The organism is Streptomyces sp. NPDC043896 (assembly GCF_056435605.1).
Genome location: NZ_JBWKEE010000004.1, coordinates 59,320 through 75,587, shown reverse-complemented (window position 1 = coordinate 75,587; position 16,268 = coordinate 59,320). Strand labels below are relative to the sequence as shown.

Below are 16,268 nucleotides of genomic sequence, written 5' to 3'. Positions count from 1 at the left end.
CGACAGCGACCGCATCGATCACTCTTCAGGGGCCGTGCAGGGGGTTGGGGACGGTGCCGTGGACGACGGCGCTCGGGCGGTCCGGCCGGTCGCGGTAGCCGTCCGCGTGGAGCCGGTTGCGGTTGAGGCAGAGCCGGTCGATGCGTTCCGTCAGCAGGTCGAAGAGCCGGTGGCGGTCCTTGTCCTCCGGGAAGCGGGCCTGGTGGTGGAGGATCTCCGCCCGGACGAGGGACCAGAACGTGCTCTCGGGCACTCCGAGCCCGTCGTCGCACAGGGCGGACAGGTAGCGGAAGACGCCGACGAACAGTCCGGAGTGGATGAACTGGGTGAGGAAGCCCGGCGGCTCCGTGAGCAGCGCCGCCCGGACCTCGTCGGGCATGGACGCGTGCTCCGGCAGCGGCATCCTGCTGATGTTGACGTCGTCCACGAAGTCCTTGACCGCGAGCCGGACGGGGACGTCGTGCCCGTCGAAGATCACGACGGTGTTCTCGCCGTGCGGGGAGAACACCGTGCCGTAGCGGTAGAGGAAGTGCAGCAGCGGCGGCAGCAGGGCGGCGAAGAGCCGGCGCAGCCAGGCCTCGGCGCCGAGACCGGAGCGGGCGACCAGCTCGGCGGTGAAGGAACGGCCGCGCGGGTCGACGTGGAGGAGGGAGGCGAGGGTGCGGGCCCGCTCGCCGGGGTCGAGCCGGCCGGCCAGCGGCTCCCGCCAGATCGCCCCCAGCAGCTCCTTGTACTGATAGGGGACCTCGGGGAGCCGGTCGTACACGGGGTGGCGGACGGTGACCGAGGCGACCTCGCCCAGCAGGACCACCCGGCACTCGTCCCGGAGGAAGGGGTCGGCGTCGCGGATCGAGTGGATCCAGGAGGTGACGGCGGGCGCGGCGAGGCTGAGGTCGCTGGGCAGGCCGCGCCACACGGTGGTGTTGAAGACCGACAGGGGGAGCTTGACGCTGTGGCGGTCGGGGCGGGTGAGGTTGAGGAAGGTCCGGATCGACTGCTGCGGGATCCGGTCGTCGGGGTCGGCGGGGAGCGGTACCAGGTCGCCGGAGGCGAGGGCGGGGGCGAAGAGGGGGAGGACGATCTCGTCCCACTGCCAGGGGTGGACGGGCAGGTAGAGGTAGCGCAGCGGGTCGAGGCCCCGGTCGCGCAGGATGCGGTCGAACGCGGCACGGGTGACGGGATCGAGTTCGGCCGCGTAGAGCCGCGCGGGGTCTTCGAGGCCGCCGGTGCCGCGGTACTCGGCCAGGGAGGTGTGGGCGGCGAGCCACGGCAGCCGCTGCCGGGTCCGCGCCTCGGGGGCCCAGGCGGCGGCGTCCGCGGCGGACCATCCGACGCGGCCCTTGTTGAGGACGAGCCAGGGATGGCCGGTCTGGTGTCCTTCGAGCGCCGCGTAGTCCAGGTCGGCGAGGACGTCGGCGGTGAGGGCGTGGTGGTCGAGGCGGGCGTCTGCGGCGAGGGTGGAGCTGAGCTCGTGGATCAGGTGGCCGAGGGTCGGACCGTCGAGCCGCAGGAGGGTGCGGGCCCGTACGAGGAAGCCGTACGGGTCCCCGAACGCGACCGGGGGCTCCGTGGAAGGGGCCGGCGGGGTCAGCGTGATCGTGTCCGGAGTGATCTGCCAGCTGCCGTAGGCGCGCCGGGTGGCGCGGAAGCCCAGGGTGCTGCCGTCGTCGAGGGTCAGGGTCCAGGCGTCGCCGGCGGCCGAGGGGGCCGGCACCGGACTGATGATCTCCTCGTACGCGAACTCGCCGAGCATCTTGGCCAGCAGCCGGCGTGCCGCGAAGCCCCAGGCCGGGACGTTGAGTTCGGGGGGCGTGCAGGGGTGCTGGGGTGACGGGGGAATGGGGTGCTCGGCGGAGTCTGGAGCTGCGGGAGAATTCGGCACGGGACTCCTCGGATATCGGGAACCTTGCGGCGCGACGCGGAGTTCTGGAGATGAGAGATACGAGAACCGAAGAAGCGACTGACTCTGGATGGCCGTGGTTTCGGGATGGCCTGGATGACCGGGGATGACCAGGATTCCGGAATGCCGGGGATTTCGGGATGGCCGGGATTCCGGGATGGCAGGGATTCCGGGATGGCAGGGGCAGCGCCGATCAGAGCAGATTGCGCAGCGCCCGCTCCCGGATCATCAGGGCCGCTCGCTTCTCGGGGAGGTCGATTTCCGTGGAATAGCGGAAACCGGCATTCATGAAGGCTGATACGGAGGGGGTGTTGCGAATGTCCGGTTCCGCGATGACGCGTGTGCATCGGGGGCGGTTGTCGAAGACGAGCTCGGCGACGGCGCGCAGCAGCGTCGTGCCCAGGCCCCGGCCCCGGTTCGTGCCGTCCCCGATGAGCAGGTGGATACCCGTGTCGTGGGAGCGCGCCGGGTAGTGACGGGAGACCGGGTCGAGATCGGCCCGGTAGATCTCCCAGTAGCTCATGGGGTTGCCGTCGAGCAGGCCGAGGCAGGGGATGCTGTGGCCGTCGCCGTCGAGCTGTGCCCGCAGGTGGGCGGCGGTGAGGGCGGGAGGGCCGCCCAGTTCCCAGTAGGCCTCGACGGCCGGGTCGTTCATCCAGCCGGTGAGCAGTTCCAGGTCCCTGCCCACCCGCACGGGTTCGAGGCGGAAGCTCCCGGCCGGTGTGGCGGCCACGCCCCAGCCCGCCGGTGAGTCCAGCAGGTCCGCCTCGGCGAGCAGCGGCAGCAGTCCGGCGCGGTAGCGGTGCGCGGTGGCCGGTTGGGGGGCGGGGCCGCCGGCGGAGCTTGTGGTCGTGTCCGTGGGAGGCATCGGGGCTCTTCTCGGTGTCGGTGGGAGCGCGTCAGTCGTGGAGGGGGTTGGTGATGGTGACGTAGACGGACTGGGTGTCGACGGGGCCCACGAGCTCGTCGAGGCCGCCCAGGCGGGTGAGGAGGTTCGCCTTGCAGCGGAGGGTGGGCGAGTCGAGCAGCTGCGCGGGGACGGGGCCGAGGCCCGCGGCCTTGCCGAGGAAGCGGCGGAAGGCGGCGAGGAGCACGCGCTCGTCGGCGAGCCGCTGGGATCCGAATGCTCCGATGAGGCCGATCACGTTGTTGATGCCGAGGTAGTAGGCGAAGCGTTCGTCGGTGACGGCATCCGGGACGAAGGTGTCACTGATGCCGCCGATGCCGGGAAGTCGGCGTTCCAGTTCGGTGCGCCGGGAGTCCCGGAAGTAGTAGCCCTGGTTGTCGCGGAAGCGGCCGCCGACGGGCCAGCCCGACCTGTCGAGGAGCACCAGGGTGTTCTGCTGGTGTGCTTCGAGGGCGATGCCTGCGAGCGCGTCGAAGGCGAGCACCGGCAGGACGACCTGGTCGAGGTAGCGCAGGAACCACTCGGTGGCGACCGCGGAGATGGGTCGGCCGGTGGTCAGGGCGAGCCGGCTGAGGGTGTCGGCGAGCCGGGAGCGCATCGTGGTCCTGCCGGGCCACGGGCGGAGCGAGGTCAGCGCGGCGACGCAGACGGCGTCGTCGTCGGAGCGGAAGGGGTTGTGGCGCAGCACGGCGTCGAGTCCCCGGACGGGGGTGCCGTCCAGGGCGTCGACGGCGACCCAGGCGGGGTCGCGCACGATGTCGAAGCCGGGGTGGGCCGTCTGCCACTGCTCGGCGAGGCCGGTGCGCAGGAGCCGGTGCACCTCGACACCGCGGTGGAGTTCCTTGCGGAGGTTCTCGCGGCGGGAGTTGGTGATGCGCAGGCCGAGGGAGAGCTTGAGCATCGCGGGGGTGCAGGGGCGGTGGACGGTGCGGACGGAGGAGGTGGGGTACCAGGGGTCGCCGTACGGGCCCAGGTCGGTGATGAGTCCCGTGTCGCGGAGGGCGGTGACGGCGGGGCGCTGGAGGAGGTCGCGGGCCTGCCAGGGGTGCAGGGGAAGGGGGGTGGTGCCGGCGGGCAGCCGGAGTCCGGGGACGAGCCGGCCGAGGAGCTGCGCGGCGGTGACCGGGCGGCCGCGTTCGGTCCAGGCGGAGTCGGTCGCGAGGGCGCGGGGCGCGACCGCGATCCAGTGCAGGGGGAAGGAGCCGTGGAGTTCGGGTGAGTAGTGGCGTACTTCGGTTTCGGAGAGCCCTTCTCGGCTCTTGGGGTCTGGTTGGAGGGGGTGGCCGAGGAGGAGTGACTGTTCGGCGGTGAGGAAGCGGTCCCCGGCGACGGGGGCGGGCGCGGTGGGGCGTTGGCGCCGGTCGGCGATGAACTCGGCGGTGCGGCGCACCGAGTCGGCGACCCGGCCGACGAGGTCGGTGCCGCTGCGGCCGTCGCCCTCGCGGGCGAGGAGGGCGGCGAGGGTCACGGCGTCCACCGCGGGGGCATGGGCGGGGGCGCCTTCGAGGCGGGCGGCCGCGAAGCGGTGCGAGCCGGCCGGGGACCAGTAGCGGACGGGGACGAGGAGTGCGGTCCCGGATGCGGGAAGGGGGATGCGGAGGAGGGTTCCCACAGGCCCGTCGGGGCGTCCAACGCCGCTCTCGCGGACCCAGCACCGCAGCAGGTTCTCCACCGTCGCGGCCTCGGCGGCGATGGCCGCGTCGGGGTGATCCAGCAGGTCGGGGAGCACCGCCGGCTCGGGGCCGACCGGGCCGGGTCCTCCCGCCCGGGGGCGGAGGGTGCCGTCCTTCTGCCGGGGAACGGTGCCCGCCGGGGGGTGGGCCGGGGCAGCCTGCCCCGCGGAGGGCGCGGGCGCGGGCACCGCTCCGGGCTGGGACCACCCGAGCGCGTCCGGACCCCGGCCCGCCGACGGGGATGCCGCAGACCGCTCGGGCGGCTCCTGGGCGGCGGACCGCTCCGGCTGCGCGGGCCCGCCGGGGTGGAGGGCCTCGGCCGGCCGGACAGCGCCGTCGGGCTGCGCCGCGGCTACCGCGGGCCCGCCGGGGGCCGCTGCGGGCTGCGCCGGTGCCGGGTCGGGGGCGGCGGCCGCCGGCCGGGCGGGGTCCGGGCTGAGGGCGGTCGGGGCCGGGGCGGGGGCGCCAGGAGCCCCGGCCGGTCGGCCGGGCACCGGAGCAGCGGCCCCCGGCGGCCGGGCGGAGGCCGACGCGGAAGCGGCCGGGGCCGCAGCGGGCGGGGCCGGGTAGGCGGACACCGTTGTGGTTGGGGCCGGGCGAGCGGCTCCCCCGGCCTGCGCTGCCACCGGGCTCGCCGGGGCTGCCGCCGGCGCCGCCGGGGCCGGGGCCGGCTGCGCCGGAGCGGCCCCGGGGGTAGTGGCCGCGTCCCCCGGGGCGGGGGCGGGCGGGAGCCCCATGGGGTTGACCGGGGCGGCGGCGAGGGAGGTGGGAGGCACGGCCGGGGGGATCGGGGTGTGGGGAGCACGGAGTCCCGGCGGGTGGGCGGGGAATGCGGTGGGGGCCGCTACGGGCTGCGCCGGGGCGGCCCCGGGGGTGGTGGCCGCGTCCCCCGGGGCGGAGGCGGGCGGGAGCCCCTCCGGAGGAACCGGGGCCGGGGCGAGGGAGGCAGGGGCAGCGGGCTCCGGAGGGGCCGGGGCCGGGGCGAAGAAGGCGGAGGCAGGGGCTGCGGCTGGCTCCGCAGGGGCCGGGGCAGAGGCGGCAGGAGGCACGGCCGAGGCGACGGGGGCGGGGGCGGGCGGGAGTCCCGGCGGAGGGACCGGGGCGGCCTGCCCTGCGGGGGGCGGGGCGGCTGGGGTTGGGGGGAGGGCGGCCGGGGGTGGGGCCAGGGGGGTGGGGGGTGTCGGGGGGCGCGTGGGCGGGTCGTCGGGGCGGGGGGTGGTGGAGGGGTCGGGCATCGGGGGTCCTTCGGGTGCGGTCAGCGGGGCCGTCGGGCGGCGGGGATGGAGTCGGCCAGCCGGTCCAGGACGGCCGCGGCCTGTTCGTCGGTCAGGGTCAGCGGGGGCAGGAGGCGGACGACGCTGGAGTGGCGGCCTCCGAGTTCGACGATCAGGCCCCGGTCGAGGCACTCCCGGCGCACCGCGGCGGCGAGGGCGGGTGCTGCGGCGCCGGTGTCGGGGTCGACGAGCTCGACGCCGATCATCAGGCCGCGGCCCCGGACGTCGCCGACGCACGGCTGGTCCGCGGCCAGGCCGCGGAGGGCCGTCAGCATCCGCTCGCCGAGGACCGCCGCACGCTCGGCCAGGCCGTTGCGGCGGACGTAGGCGAGGGTGGCGGTGCCCGCGGCCATGGCGAGCTGGTTCCCGCGGAACGTTCCGGCGTGGGCGCCGGGGGCCCAGACGTCCAGTCCGGCCCGGTAGACGATGACGGCGAGCGGCAGGCTGCCGCCGATGGCCTTGGACAGGACCATCACGTCGGGGACCACCCCGGCATGGTCGACGCCCCAGAAGGCTCCGGTGCGGCCCACTCCGGTCTGCACCTCGTCCGCGATCAGCGGGATGCCCCGGGCCTCGGTGATCTCCCGCATCCGGCGCAGCCAGGCGTCGGGGGCCGGGTGGACCCCGCCCTCGCCCTGCACCGGCTCGACGATCATGGCGGCGGGTGTCGGCACCCCGCCCTTGGGGTCGTCGAGCAGGCTTTCGGTCCAGCGGGCGCCGAGGCGCGCGCCCTCGGCGCCGCCGATCCCGAACGGGCAGCGGTGGTCCTGCGGGTAGGGCAGCCGGGTGACCCGTACGTCGGTGGCGCCGCCCGACGCGTCGAGGGCTCCGGCGGTCATGCCGTGGTACGCCCCGGTGAAGGTGAGCAGCCCGGTGCGTCCGGTGGCGGCGCGGACCAGTTTCAGCGCCGCTTCGACGGCGTCGGTCCCGGCGGGCCCGCAGAACTGCACGCGGGCGTCGGCGGCGAGCCCGGCGGGCAGGTTCTCGAACAGCTCGGTGGTGAAGGCGTCCTTGACGGGGGTGGCCAGGTCGAGGACGTGCAGGGGGGCTCCGGAGTCGAGGACCCCGCGGATGGCTTCGAGGACGACGGGGTGGTTGTGCCCGAGGGCGAGGGTACCGGCGCCGGAGAGGCAGTCGAGGTAGCGCCGCCCGTCGGCGCCTTCGATCGTCAGGCCCCGGGCCCGCACGGGGACGATGGGCAGTGAGCGGGCGTAGGTCCGGGCGGCGGACTCCCGCAGCGCCTGCCTGCGCAGGATGCCCTCTGCCGAGGCGGGGCCCCGTCCGCCCTGCGCGGGTACCTGTTCCGGCGGATGGGCCGGAACCCGGTGGGCGGTCCTCACCCCGGCCGACACCGACGGAGCCCCGGGCGCCGGCAGGGCTCCGGGCCGCGCCGACGGAGCCCCGGGCCGCGCCGACGGAGCCCCGGGCGGCGCCGGCGCATCCGGCGGGGCCGCTGACGGTGCCGCCGACGAGGTCTGTGCCGCGGCTGCGGTCGGTTCGGTCACGGCCACGACTGTCGGTCCTCCCGCACGGTTGCTCTTCCGGATTGCGCCTCGAACACGAACGCTGCTGCACCATCCCCCGTACGTACCAACGACGGTGACGGCTTCGGATCACGGGTCGTCCGAAGATCCTTGCGGTCGGACGGGGTGCCGCGGCAGGAACCGCCGACCCGGGGCCCGCCGTCTTATGCCTCGGCGGCATAGTGGGGTGCTGCGATCCACCCCGATCGACTCCGTCTCAACACCTCGAAACTCCAGGGGGACTTACGACATGCGACCGAACCGACCGGTCACCGCGATCCTCTGCGTGGCCGCGCTCGCGCTGAGCGCCTCGGCCTGCGGACCCGGCGACGGTGAGTCCGGCGCCGATGCCAAGCCGACCGTGGCCGCGCCCCCGCCGTCCGGCGCCGCGGAGGGCTTCAAGATTCCGGACGAGCTGAAGGACAAGCTCAAGCAGCACGGCTTCGACCTGGAGAAGTGGAAGGGGGGTGCGTGGAAGAACTGGAAGAAGGAGGACTGGCTCCGCGAGGCGGGCGACTACGTCAACCCGATCATCGACGGTCTGTGGGACCCGGACCGGATGCGTGACGCGGAGCAGCCGCAGCGTCCCGCCGTCGACCCGGACGCGGGCAAGGACCAGGGTGTCACCGACCCGACCCCGGCGGCCGTGGCCGCGAAGCCCGCGGCTTCTCCGTACCACACGAGCGTTCCGGCGTCCGGCAAGGTCTTCTTCGACGGACCCGAGGGCTCGATGGTCTGCTCGGCGACCGTGGTGAAGGACCCCGCCCGCCCCGGCAAGTCCAACATGGTGTGGACGGCGGGCCATTGCGTGCACGCGGGCAAGGCCGGCGGCTGGTACCGCAACATCGCCTTCGTCCCCTCCTACAACAACGCGGGCAAGCCGGCGGCCGCGCTCAAGGGCGCGCCGCGCGAGCAGGTCGCCCCGTACGGCGTGTGGTGGAGCGACTGGGCGCAGACGTCCGACCAGTGGATCGCGACGGGCGGTCCGACGGGCGGCGCGGGTGCCCCGTACGACTTCGCGGTGCTGCACGTGACGCCGGAGAAGGGCGGCGGCAAGTCGCTGGAGGAGACGGTCGGTACGGCGCTGCCGGTGGAGTTCAACGCTCCGGCGGTGGGCAAGGTCGCGAGCATCACGGCGACGGGTTACCCGGCGGCTGCTCCGTTCGACGGGCAGAAGGCGTATCAGTGCGCGGACAAGCCGGGCCGGCTGGCGCTGCAGCAGGCGGATCCGGTGATGTACCGGATCGGCTGCACCATGACGGGCGGTTCCTCGGGTGGCGGCTGGGTCGCGACGGGTGCCGACGGCAAGCCGGCGCTGGTGTCGAACACCTCGATCGGTCCGGCGAAGGCCGGCTGGCTGGCCGGGCCCAGGCTGGGTCCGGAGGCCAAGGGCATCTACGACGCGGTGAGCGCCAAGTTCAAGTAGGTGGCGGGCGGGCCTGACCCGCTCTCATGACGGAGGGCCCCCGCTGCTGCGGGGGCCCTCCGTCATGAGAGCGGCAGGAGCGGCGACGTGAACGCCGCCGCTCCCCACACCGCTCCTGCTCCTGCTCCTGCTACTGCTTCGCGGGCACGTACGGTGCCAGCTCCGCCGCCAGTTCCTGGTGGACCCGCGCCTTGAGCAGGGTGCCCTCCGGGGTGTGCTCCTCGGAGATCACCTCGCCCTCGGCGTGGGCCCGGGCGACCAGTCCGCCGCGGGTGTAGGGCACGAGGGCCTCCACCTCGACGGCGGGCCGGGGCAGTTCGGCGTCGATGAGCGCGAGGAGTTCCTCGATGCCCTGGCCGGTGCGGGCCGAGACGGCGATGGAGTGCTTCTCGATGCGCAGCAGCCGCTGGAGGACCAGCGGGTCCGCGGCGTCCGCCTTGTTGATCACCACGATCTCGGGCACGTCGACCGCGCCGACCTCGCGGATGACCTCGCGCACCGCCGCCAGCTGCTCCTCCGGCGCCGGGTGCGAGCCGTCGACGATGTGCAGGATGAGGTCGGAGTCGCCGACCTCCTCCATCGTGGAGCGGAACGCCTCGACGAGGTGGTGGGGCAGGTGCCGGACGAAGCCCACCGTGTCGGCCAGGGTGTAGACGCGGCCGGAGGGGGTCTCGGCCCGGCGGACGGTCGGGTCGAGGGTGGCGAACAGTGCGTTCTCCACCAGGACGCCCGCGCCCGTCAGGCGGTTGAGCAGGGAGGACTTGCCGGCGTTGGTGTAGCCGGCGATGGCGACCGAGGGGATCTTGTTGCGGCGTCGTTCCTGCCGCTTGATGTCCCGGCCGGTCTTCATGTCCGCGATCTCCCGGCGCATCTTGGCCATCTTCTCGCGGATGCGGCGCCGGTCGGTCTCGATCTTGGTCTCACCGGGGCCTCGGGTGGCCATGCCGCCACCGCCGCCGCCGCCCATCTGGCGGGACAGCGACTGACCCCAGCCGCGCAGTCGCGGCAGCATGTACTGCATCTGCGCGAGTGCGACCTGCGCCTTGCCCTCTCGGGACTTGGCGTGCTGGGCGAAGATGTCGAGGATGAGGGCGGTCCGGTCGACGACCTTGACCTTGACCACGTCTTCGAGCGCGATGAGCTGGCCGGGGCTGAGCTCACCGTCGCAGACGACGGTGTCGGCTCCGCTCTCGAGCACGATGTCGCGCAGCTCGCGGGCCTTGCCGGAACCGATGAAGGTGGCCGGGTCGGGCTTGTCGCGGCGCTGCATCACACCGTCGAGGACGAGGGCGCCCGCGGTCTCGGCGAGGGCCGCGAGCTCCGCGAGGGAGTTCTCGGCGTCGCCGACGGTGCCGGAGGTCCAGACACCGACGAGGACCACGCGCTCCAGGCGGAGCTGGCGGTACTCGACCTCGGTGACGTCCTCGAGCTCGGTCGAGAGACCGGCCACGCGGCGCAGGGCCGCGCGGTCGGAGCGGTCGAACTGGTCGCCGTCCCGCTCGCCGTCGATCTCGTGGCTCCAGGCGACGTCCTCTTCCATCAGGGCATCGGCCCGAAGGCTCTCGGTGAAGCTCTGCGGGTCCCGCACGTTCTGCGCGTCCCGCGGGTCCTGGGAAGGGGAAGAAGAGGAGGTCATTGGATCCTTACGTCGATTCGATGGTGTCGCGCCGGCCGGTTCCGACGCCCGGCCGGTTCAGCCAGGGCCAAAGGTACCGCTGTACGTGACATAACACTGTCATGTCCAACGCGTGGTCCGGTCCGGTGATTCCCCGGGAGGATTACCGGGCCAAGAGCTCCGGAACAGGAGCCCCCGGGTGTCCGGCCGACCTCGTCGATGGTGTCATGCCCGTTCCCCGGCCGTCATACCGTTTTCGCCGCTACGGCTTCCCCGGGGCAGGTGCCTGAGCCGCCGGCCCCGCCGCAGGGCCCACCGGGGAGGACGCAGGGCCGCCCCACTCCGGGTGCCCGGGCATCGCGGGGGTGGTCTCCCCGTACAGCCACGGCCGCAGGAAGGCCGTGAGGTCGCGTCCGGCCTCCTCCGAGGCCAGCCGTACGAAGTCCTCCGTGCCCGCGATCCCGTCCTTGTGCTCCGCCACCCAGCGCCGCTCGACCCGGTCGAAGGCCCCGGCGCCGATCTCCTGGCGCAGGGCGTAGAGGATCAGCGCGGCCCCGTCGTAGACGGCGGGCCGGAACAGGCCGATCTTCTCGCCGGGCGGGGCCGCCTTCGGGGCCGCCGGGGGGCCGCCCTGGGCCCGCCACTGGTCGGAGCGCTGGTAGGCCTCGCGCATCCGCCGCTCCAGGGGGTACTTGCCGAGCCCGTCGGCGTACAGGGCCTCGTACCAGGTGGCGTGCCCCTCGTTGAGCCACAGGTCGGACCACGTCCGCGGGGTCACGCTGTCGCCGAACCACTGGTGGGCGAGCTCGTGGACCATGACGGACTCCACGTACCACTCCGGGTAGCCGGCCGCCTCCCCCGCGAACAGGCCGTGCTCGAAGAGCGAGAGGGTCTGGGTCTCCAGCTCGAAGCCCGTCTTGGCGCGGGCGATCAGCACCCCGTAGTTCTCGAAGGGGTAGCGGCCGACGCGCTCCTCCATCCACGCCACGTGTCCGGCGGTCTTGGCCAGCCACGGTTCCAGCCGCTCCCGGTCGGCGGCGGGCACCACGTCGCGCAGCGGCAGGCCGTGCGGTCCGGTGCGGTGGAGGACGGCGGAGCGGCCGATGGAGACCTGGGCCAGCTCGGTGGCCATCGGGTGCAGGGTCCGGTACGTCCACTCGGTCGCGCCGGCCGCCCGCGCGGCGGGGAGGGCGCCGGGCAGCCCGTTGGCGACGGCCGTGTACCCCGCGGGGGCGGTGACGCGGAAGGTGAAGTAGGCCTTGTCGGCGGGGTGGTCGTTGCAGGGGAAGACCCGGTGGGCGGCGTCGGCCTGGTTGGCCATGGCCAGGCCGTCCTCGGTGACGACCCACCCGCCGTCCGAGGCCCTGCCGCGCGGGTCGCTGGTGTGCCGGACCGTGATGCGCAGCGGTGTGCCGGCCGGCACCGGGTGCGCGGGGGTGAGTACGAGGTCCTCCCCGGCGGACTCGAAGCGCGCGGGCTGCCCGTTGACCTCGACGGAGGCGACCGTTCCGTGGGTGAAGTCGAGGTTGACCCGCTCCAGCGGTTCCAGGCTGCGGGCTTCGATGGCGGTGACGGCGTCGAGGGGGCTGCGGTTGTCCTTGTACGTGAGGGACAGGTCGTACGAGAGGACGTCGTAGCCGGGGTTGCCCAGCTCGGGGAAAAGCCGGTCGCCGATGCCGAGCGGCTTCGGCGGGGGAAGCACGGCGGCGACGAGGGTGAGCGAGGCCGCGGCGAGCAGGGAGGCGCGCAGGCGCGGGGAGGTGAGCTGCATCCACCACCGCTTACCAGCGCGTATCACGGACCCGCGAGCGGCGCGCGACGACGCCACCCGAACGGGGAGTCCGGGCCGGGCACCGGATCGCGTGCGCCCCCGCGTGCGCCCCGCGCGCCGTGGTCCCCGTCCGGCCGGTCGGCCTTCCCCTGTGCGCCCCGGCACACCCCCGGCGGAGCCCCCGGAAGCCGGGCGGCCCCCCGTCGTACCCCGGATCCCCCTGTACCCCTGCTCCCCCGTCATCCCCCGGTCTTCCGTCCCCGTAAGCCTTCATCCCCCTGGTTCCGCTCCGCCCCGGGTCGGGCGCCGTTCCCCTACACCCGGCTGACGTCGTACACGCCGGGTACGTCCCGCATCGCCCGCATCAGCGCGGGCAGTACGGCCGCGTCGGGCAGCTGGAGGGTGTAGCTGTGCCGCACCCGCTGCTCCACGGGCGGCTCCACGGTGGCGGAGACCACCTCGACGCCCAGCCGGGCGATGGCCTCGGTCAGGTCGGCCAGCAGGTGGGGGCGGCCGAACGATTCGGCGTTCAGGGTGACCCGGCAGTCCGCGGTGGCCCGCCAGTGCACGGCGACCGAGGTGCGGCCGACGGAGCGCATCTGGGCCACGGCCGGGCAGTGGACGCGGTGCACGGTGACGGCGCCGCCGCGTACGACGAACCCGGCGACCGCGTCCGGAGGTACGGGGGTGCAGCAGCCGGCGAGCCGGACGTGCGCGTCGGGCAGGTCGGCGACGGCGTTGCCCCCGCCGCCGCGCAGCCCGGGTACGGACAGCGGTGCGCGGGGCGCCGCGGTGGCGGGGCCGGGGCCGTCGGGGTGGGACTGGAGCCAGCTGCCGATGGCGATCCGGGCGGCCGGGGTCCGGGCGTGTTCCAGCCAGTCGGGGGCGGGGCCGGAGGAGGCGTCCTGCGCGAGGAGCAGCTGGACGGTGTCGCCGTCGGAGAGCGGGGAGGAGAGGGAGGTGAGGCGCCCGTTGACCCGGGCGCCGATACAGCCGTGGGCCGCTTCGCCGTGCTGGGCGTAGGCGGCGTCGATACAGCTGGCTCCGGCCGGCAGGCCGAGCGTCCCTCCGTCGGCGCGGAAGACGGTGATCTCCCGGTCCTGGGCGAGTTCGGCGCGCAGCACGCTCCAGAAGGTGTCGGGGTCGGGTGCGGACTGCTGCCAGTCGAGGAGCCGGGAGAGCCAGCCGGGGCGGGTGGGGTCGACGCGTTCCTCGTCGCTGTCGGCGGCGGGCTCGCCGGTGGCGTACGGGTTGCCGAGGGCGACGACGCCGGCTTCGGCCACGCGGTGCATCTGGCGGGTGCGGACGATGACTTCGGCGACGTACCCCTCGGGGACGGCGACGGCGGTGTGCAGCGACTGGTAGAGGTTGAACTTCGGGACGGCGATGAAGTCCTTGAACTCCGAGACGACCGGGGTGAAGCAGGTGTGGAGTTCACCGAGGACCCCGTAGCAGTCGGCGTTCTCGGCGACGAGGACGAGGATGCGGCCGAAGTCGGAGCCGCGCAGTTCGCCGCGCTGGCGGGAGATGCGGTGGAGAGAGACGAAGTGCCGGGGCCGTACCTGGACCTCGGCGGTGATGCCGGCGTCGCGCAGGACGGCGCGTACGGATTCGGCGATGGCGGCGAGGGGGTCGTCGGCGCCCGCCTGGGCGGCGATGAGGGCGCGGGTGTGCTCGTACTCCTCGGGGTGGAGGATCGCGAAGACGAGGTCTTCCAGTTCGGTCTTGAGTGCCTGGACGCCGAGGCGTTCGGCGAGGGGGATCAGGACGTCGCGGGTGACCTTGGCGATGCGTGCCTGTTTCTCGGGGCGCATCACGCCGAGGGTGCGCATGTTGTGGAGCCGGTCGGCGAGTTTGATGGACATGACGCGGACGTCGTTGCCGGTGGCGACGAGCATCTTGCGGAAGGTTTCCGGTTCGGCGGCCGCGCCGTAGTCGATCTTCTCGACCTTGGTGACGCCGTCGACGATGAAGCAGACCTCGTCGCCGAATTCCTCCCGGACCTGTTCGAGGGTCACATCGGTGTCCTCGACGGTGTCGTGGAGGAGAGAGGCCGTCAGGGTGGTGGTCTCGGCGCCGAGTTCGGCGAGGATGAGGGTGACGGCGAGCGGGTGTGTGATGTACGGCTCGCCGCTCTTGCGCATCTGGCCGCGGTGGGAGTGCTCCGCGAGGAGATAGGCCTTCCGCAGAATGGACAGATCGGCGTCCGGATGGTGGGCACGGTGGGCTTCCGCCACGTGTCCGATGGCGTCCGGCAGGCGGTCGCGGGATGTCGGCCCGAGCAGCGCCGCTCGCCCCAGGCGGCGCAGATCGAGTCGGCTTCGGCCTCGTCTGCGCAGCTCAGGGCGCATCTCGGCATGGGCTTCGGGGTTTGTGGCCTCTGCACTCATGGGCACCTCCGGCGGCTTCGACCGGCGGTGGCGGGCATGGGGTGAGCCCTCAGGGCCGGTGCCTGATGTTACCGACCCCACCACGTGGCGCAGTCCACCTCTCGCTCAGCGTGAAACGGATCACCCATGAGAGGGAATCCTCAGGCGAAGGCCGTTTCGGTGAGCCAGGCGGCTTCGAACTCTCCGGAGGCCACGATGACGGCCGGTCCGGTCATGTCGACGCGCCCGTCGGGGTGTTCGGTGATGACGAGGGTACCGCCGGGCAGGTCGACGGTGTACGCGACGGGCTCGCCGGTGGTGGCGGGGTCGGCGCCGTCCCGGCGGATGGCGGCGACGGCGACGGCGCAGGCGCCGGTGCCGCAGGAGCGGGTCTCGCCGGAGCCGCGCTCGTGGACGCGCATGGCGACGTGCCGCGGGCCGCGGTCGACGACGAACTCGACGTTGACCCCGGTGGGGTAGGCGGAGGCGGGGCTGAACGGCGGGGGGTCGTACAGGTTGCCGGCGTGGTCGAGGCTTTCAACGAACGCGACGGCGTGCGGGTTCCCCATGTTCACGTTGCGCGCGGGCCAGGAGCGCTCGCCGACGGAGACGGTGACGTCGCCCTCGGGGAGCAGTGCGCGGCCCATGGAGACGGTGACGTCCCCGGTCTTGTCGAGGTGGACCCGCTTGACGCCGCCGCGGGTGGCGACGGCGAGGTCGCCGGGCTCGACGTGGCCGGCGTGCTGGAGGTAGCGGGCGAAGACGCGGACGCCGTTGCCGCACATCTCGGCGACGGAGCCGTCGCTGTTGCGGTAGTCCATGAACCACTCGGCCTCGTCGGCCATGTGGGCGGACTCGGGGTGGGCGGCGGAGCGGACCACGTGCAGCACACCGTCGGCTCCGATGCCGGCCCGGCGGTCGCACAGGGCGGCGACGGCGGTCGGGGGCAGGTCGATGGCGTTGTCCGGGTCCGGGACGATCACGAAGTCGTTCTCGGTCCCGTGACCCTTGAGGAAGGAGAGGGTGGTGTGCGTCACCCGCCCATGGTACCGAGCCGGCCGGGGCCGCGACCTGCGGGATCAGCATGCGGTCAGGCCGTGGCGGGCAGGGTGCCGCGCCCGGCCGGGGCGGTCAGCGCAGCCGCGCGACCCGGTAGACGGCGAGTCCCACGACGGCCAGCGCGACCAGCGCGTACAGCGCGGCCATCCGCCAGTCGGGGCGGCGGCCGCTGCCGCGCGGCGGCAGCCCGGGCCAGGTGTAGCCGACGCGGCGCGCGGCCATCATGCCCCAGCCGCCCGCGCAGCAGCTGATGAGGAAGCCGAGCATGGCGACGACGGCTCCGCCGTCCCCGAACTCGAAGGCGAGGGGGAAGGCGAACATCAGGGAGCCGGCGGCGGCCAGCATCACGATGGGGGCGATCTGCCAGAGACGCAGGCGGCGCTGCGGGCGCAGCTCGACCTCGAACTCGGGGCCGCCCGCTTCCGCGCCGGGCTCCGGGGCATCGGGGCCGTCGGGGCTCAGGCGGGCCGGTTCGGCGGGCAGCCCGAGGCCGTCGGCGTCGGCGCCCGCGGGGGTGCCGGGGCCGTCGGCGCCCGCCGGGGCGTCCGGTTCGCCGGGGCTGCCGGACGTGCCGGGGCCGACGGACGTGCCGGGCTCGCCGGGCCCGTTGTGAAGCATCGGGTCCGCTTCCTGCCTGGTGTCGTCCCGCCCGGTGTTCCGAGGGCCGGCCTCCATAGCCACGCGCCCTCCCCACTCGGACTTCGTACGCCACTGTTCAGAAGTTTGATGATGGCACGGACCCGGGCCCGCG

10 protein-coding genes are annotated in these 16,268 nt (G+C 74.0%); 1 reads left to right on the top strand and 9 read right to left on the bottom strand.

All coding sequences use genetic code 11. The features are described from left to right. Nucleotides 1-25: 25 nt before the first annotated feature. From AC069X_RS06860 to AC069X_RS06845, 4 genes are all read right to left on the bottom strand, one after another. Nucleotides 26-1,882, bottom strand: coding sequence for an IucA/IucC family protein (locus AC069X_RS06860; protein ID WP_478725892.1), 1,857 nt, complete (start codon nucleotides 1,880-1,882; stop codon nucleotides 26-28). 211 nt (nucleotides 1,883-2,093) lie between these two features. Next, nucleotides 2,094-2,768, bottom strand: a complete 675-nt coding sequence (locus AC069X_RS06855) for a GNAT family N-acetyltransferase (protein WP_478725890.1) — start codon at nucleotides 2,766-2,768, stop codon at nucleotides 2,094-2,096. Between the two features lie 31 nt (nucleotides 2,769-2,799). Then, complete coding sequence (locus AC069X_RS06850) at nucleotides 2,800-4,668, bottom strand: IucA/IucC family protein (RefSeq protein WP_478726350.1); 1,869 nt, start codon at nucleotides 4,666-4,668, stop codon at nucleotides 2,800-2,802. Between the two features lie 1,067 nt (nucleotides 4,669-5,735). Next, nucleotides 5,736-7,010, bottom strand: a complete 1,275-nt coding sequence (locus tag AC069X_RS06845) for a diaminobutyrate--2-oxoglutarate transaminase family protein (RefSeq protein WP_478726348.1) — start codon at nucleotides 7,008-7,010, stop codon at nucleotides 5,736-5,738. A 517-nt stretch (nucleotides 7,011-7,527) separates the two neighbouring features. On the opposite strand from AC069X_RS06845, the gene AC069X_RS06840 reads away from it, so the two are divergent. Then, nucleotides 7,528-8,703 (top strand): trypsin-like serine peptidase, encoded by a 1,176-nt coding sequence (locus tag AC069X_RS06840; RefSeq protein ID WP_478725888.1) that lies wholly within the window; start codon nucleotides 7,528-7,530, stop codon nucleotides 8,701-8,703. Between the two features lie 130 nt (nucleotides 8,704-8,833). Here the strand turns inward: AC069X_RS06840 and hflX are convergent, their stop codons facing one another. The 5 genes from hflX to AC069X_RS06815 form a co-directional block, all read right to left on the bottom strand. Next, nucleotides 8,834-10,339, bottom strand: a complete 1,506-nt coding sequence (hflX, locus tag AC069X_RS06835) for a GTPase HflX (RefSeq protein ID WP_478725887.1) — start codon at nucleotides 10,337-10,339, stop codon at nucleotides 8,834-8,836. A gap of 241 nt (nucleotides 10,340-10,580) precedes the next feature. Beyond that, the gene (locus AC069X_RS06830) at nucleotides 10,581-12,089 is read right to left on the bottom strand and encodes a M1 family metallopeptidase (RefSeq protein ID WP_478725885.1); all 1,509 of its coding nucleotides are present in this window, start codon (nucleotides 12,087-12,089) and stop codon (nucleotides 10,581-10,583) included. A 314-nt stretch (nucleotides 12,090-12,403) separates the two neighbouring features. Further along, nucleotides 12,404-14,479 (bottom strand): RelA/SpoT family protein, encoded by a 2,076-nt coding sequence (locus AC069X_RS06825; protein ID WP_478725883.1) that lies wholly within the window; start codon nucleotides 14,477-14,479, stop codon nucleotides 12,404-12,406. Between the two features lie 140 nt (nucleotides 14,480-14,619). After that, the gene (gene dapF / locus AC069X_RS06820; RefSeq protein ID WP_478725881.1) at nucleotides 14,620-15,495 is read right to left on the bottom strand and encodes a diaminopimelate epimerase; all 876 of its coding nucleotides are present in this window, start codon (nucleotides 15,493-15,495) and stop codon (nucleotides 14,620-14,622) included. Between the two features lie 94 nt (nucleotides 15,496-15,589). Further along, entirely contained in the window at nucleotides 15,590-16,198 is a 609-nt protein-coding gene (locus AC069X_RS06815) for a hypothetical protein (protein WP_478725879.1), read from the bottom strand. Nucleotides 16,199-16,268: the final 70 nt, after the last annotated feature.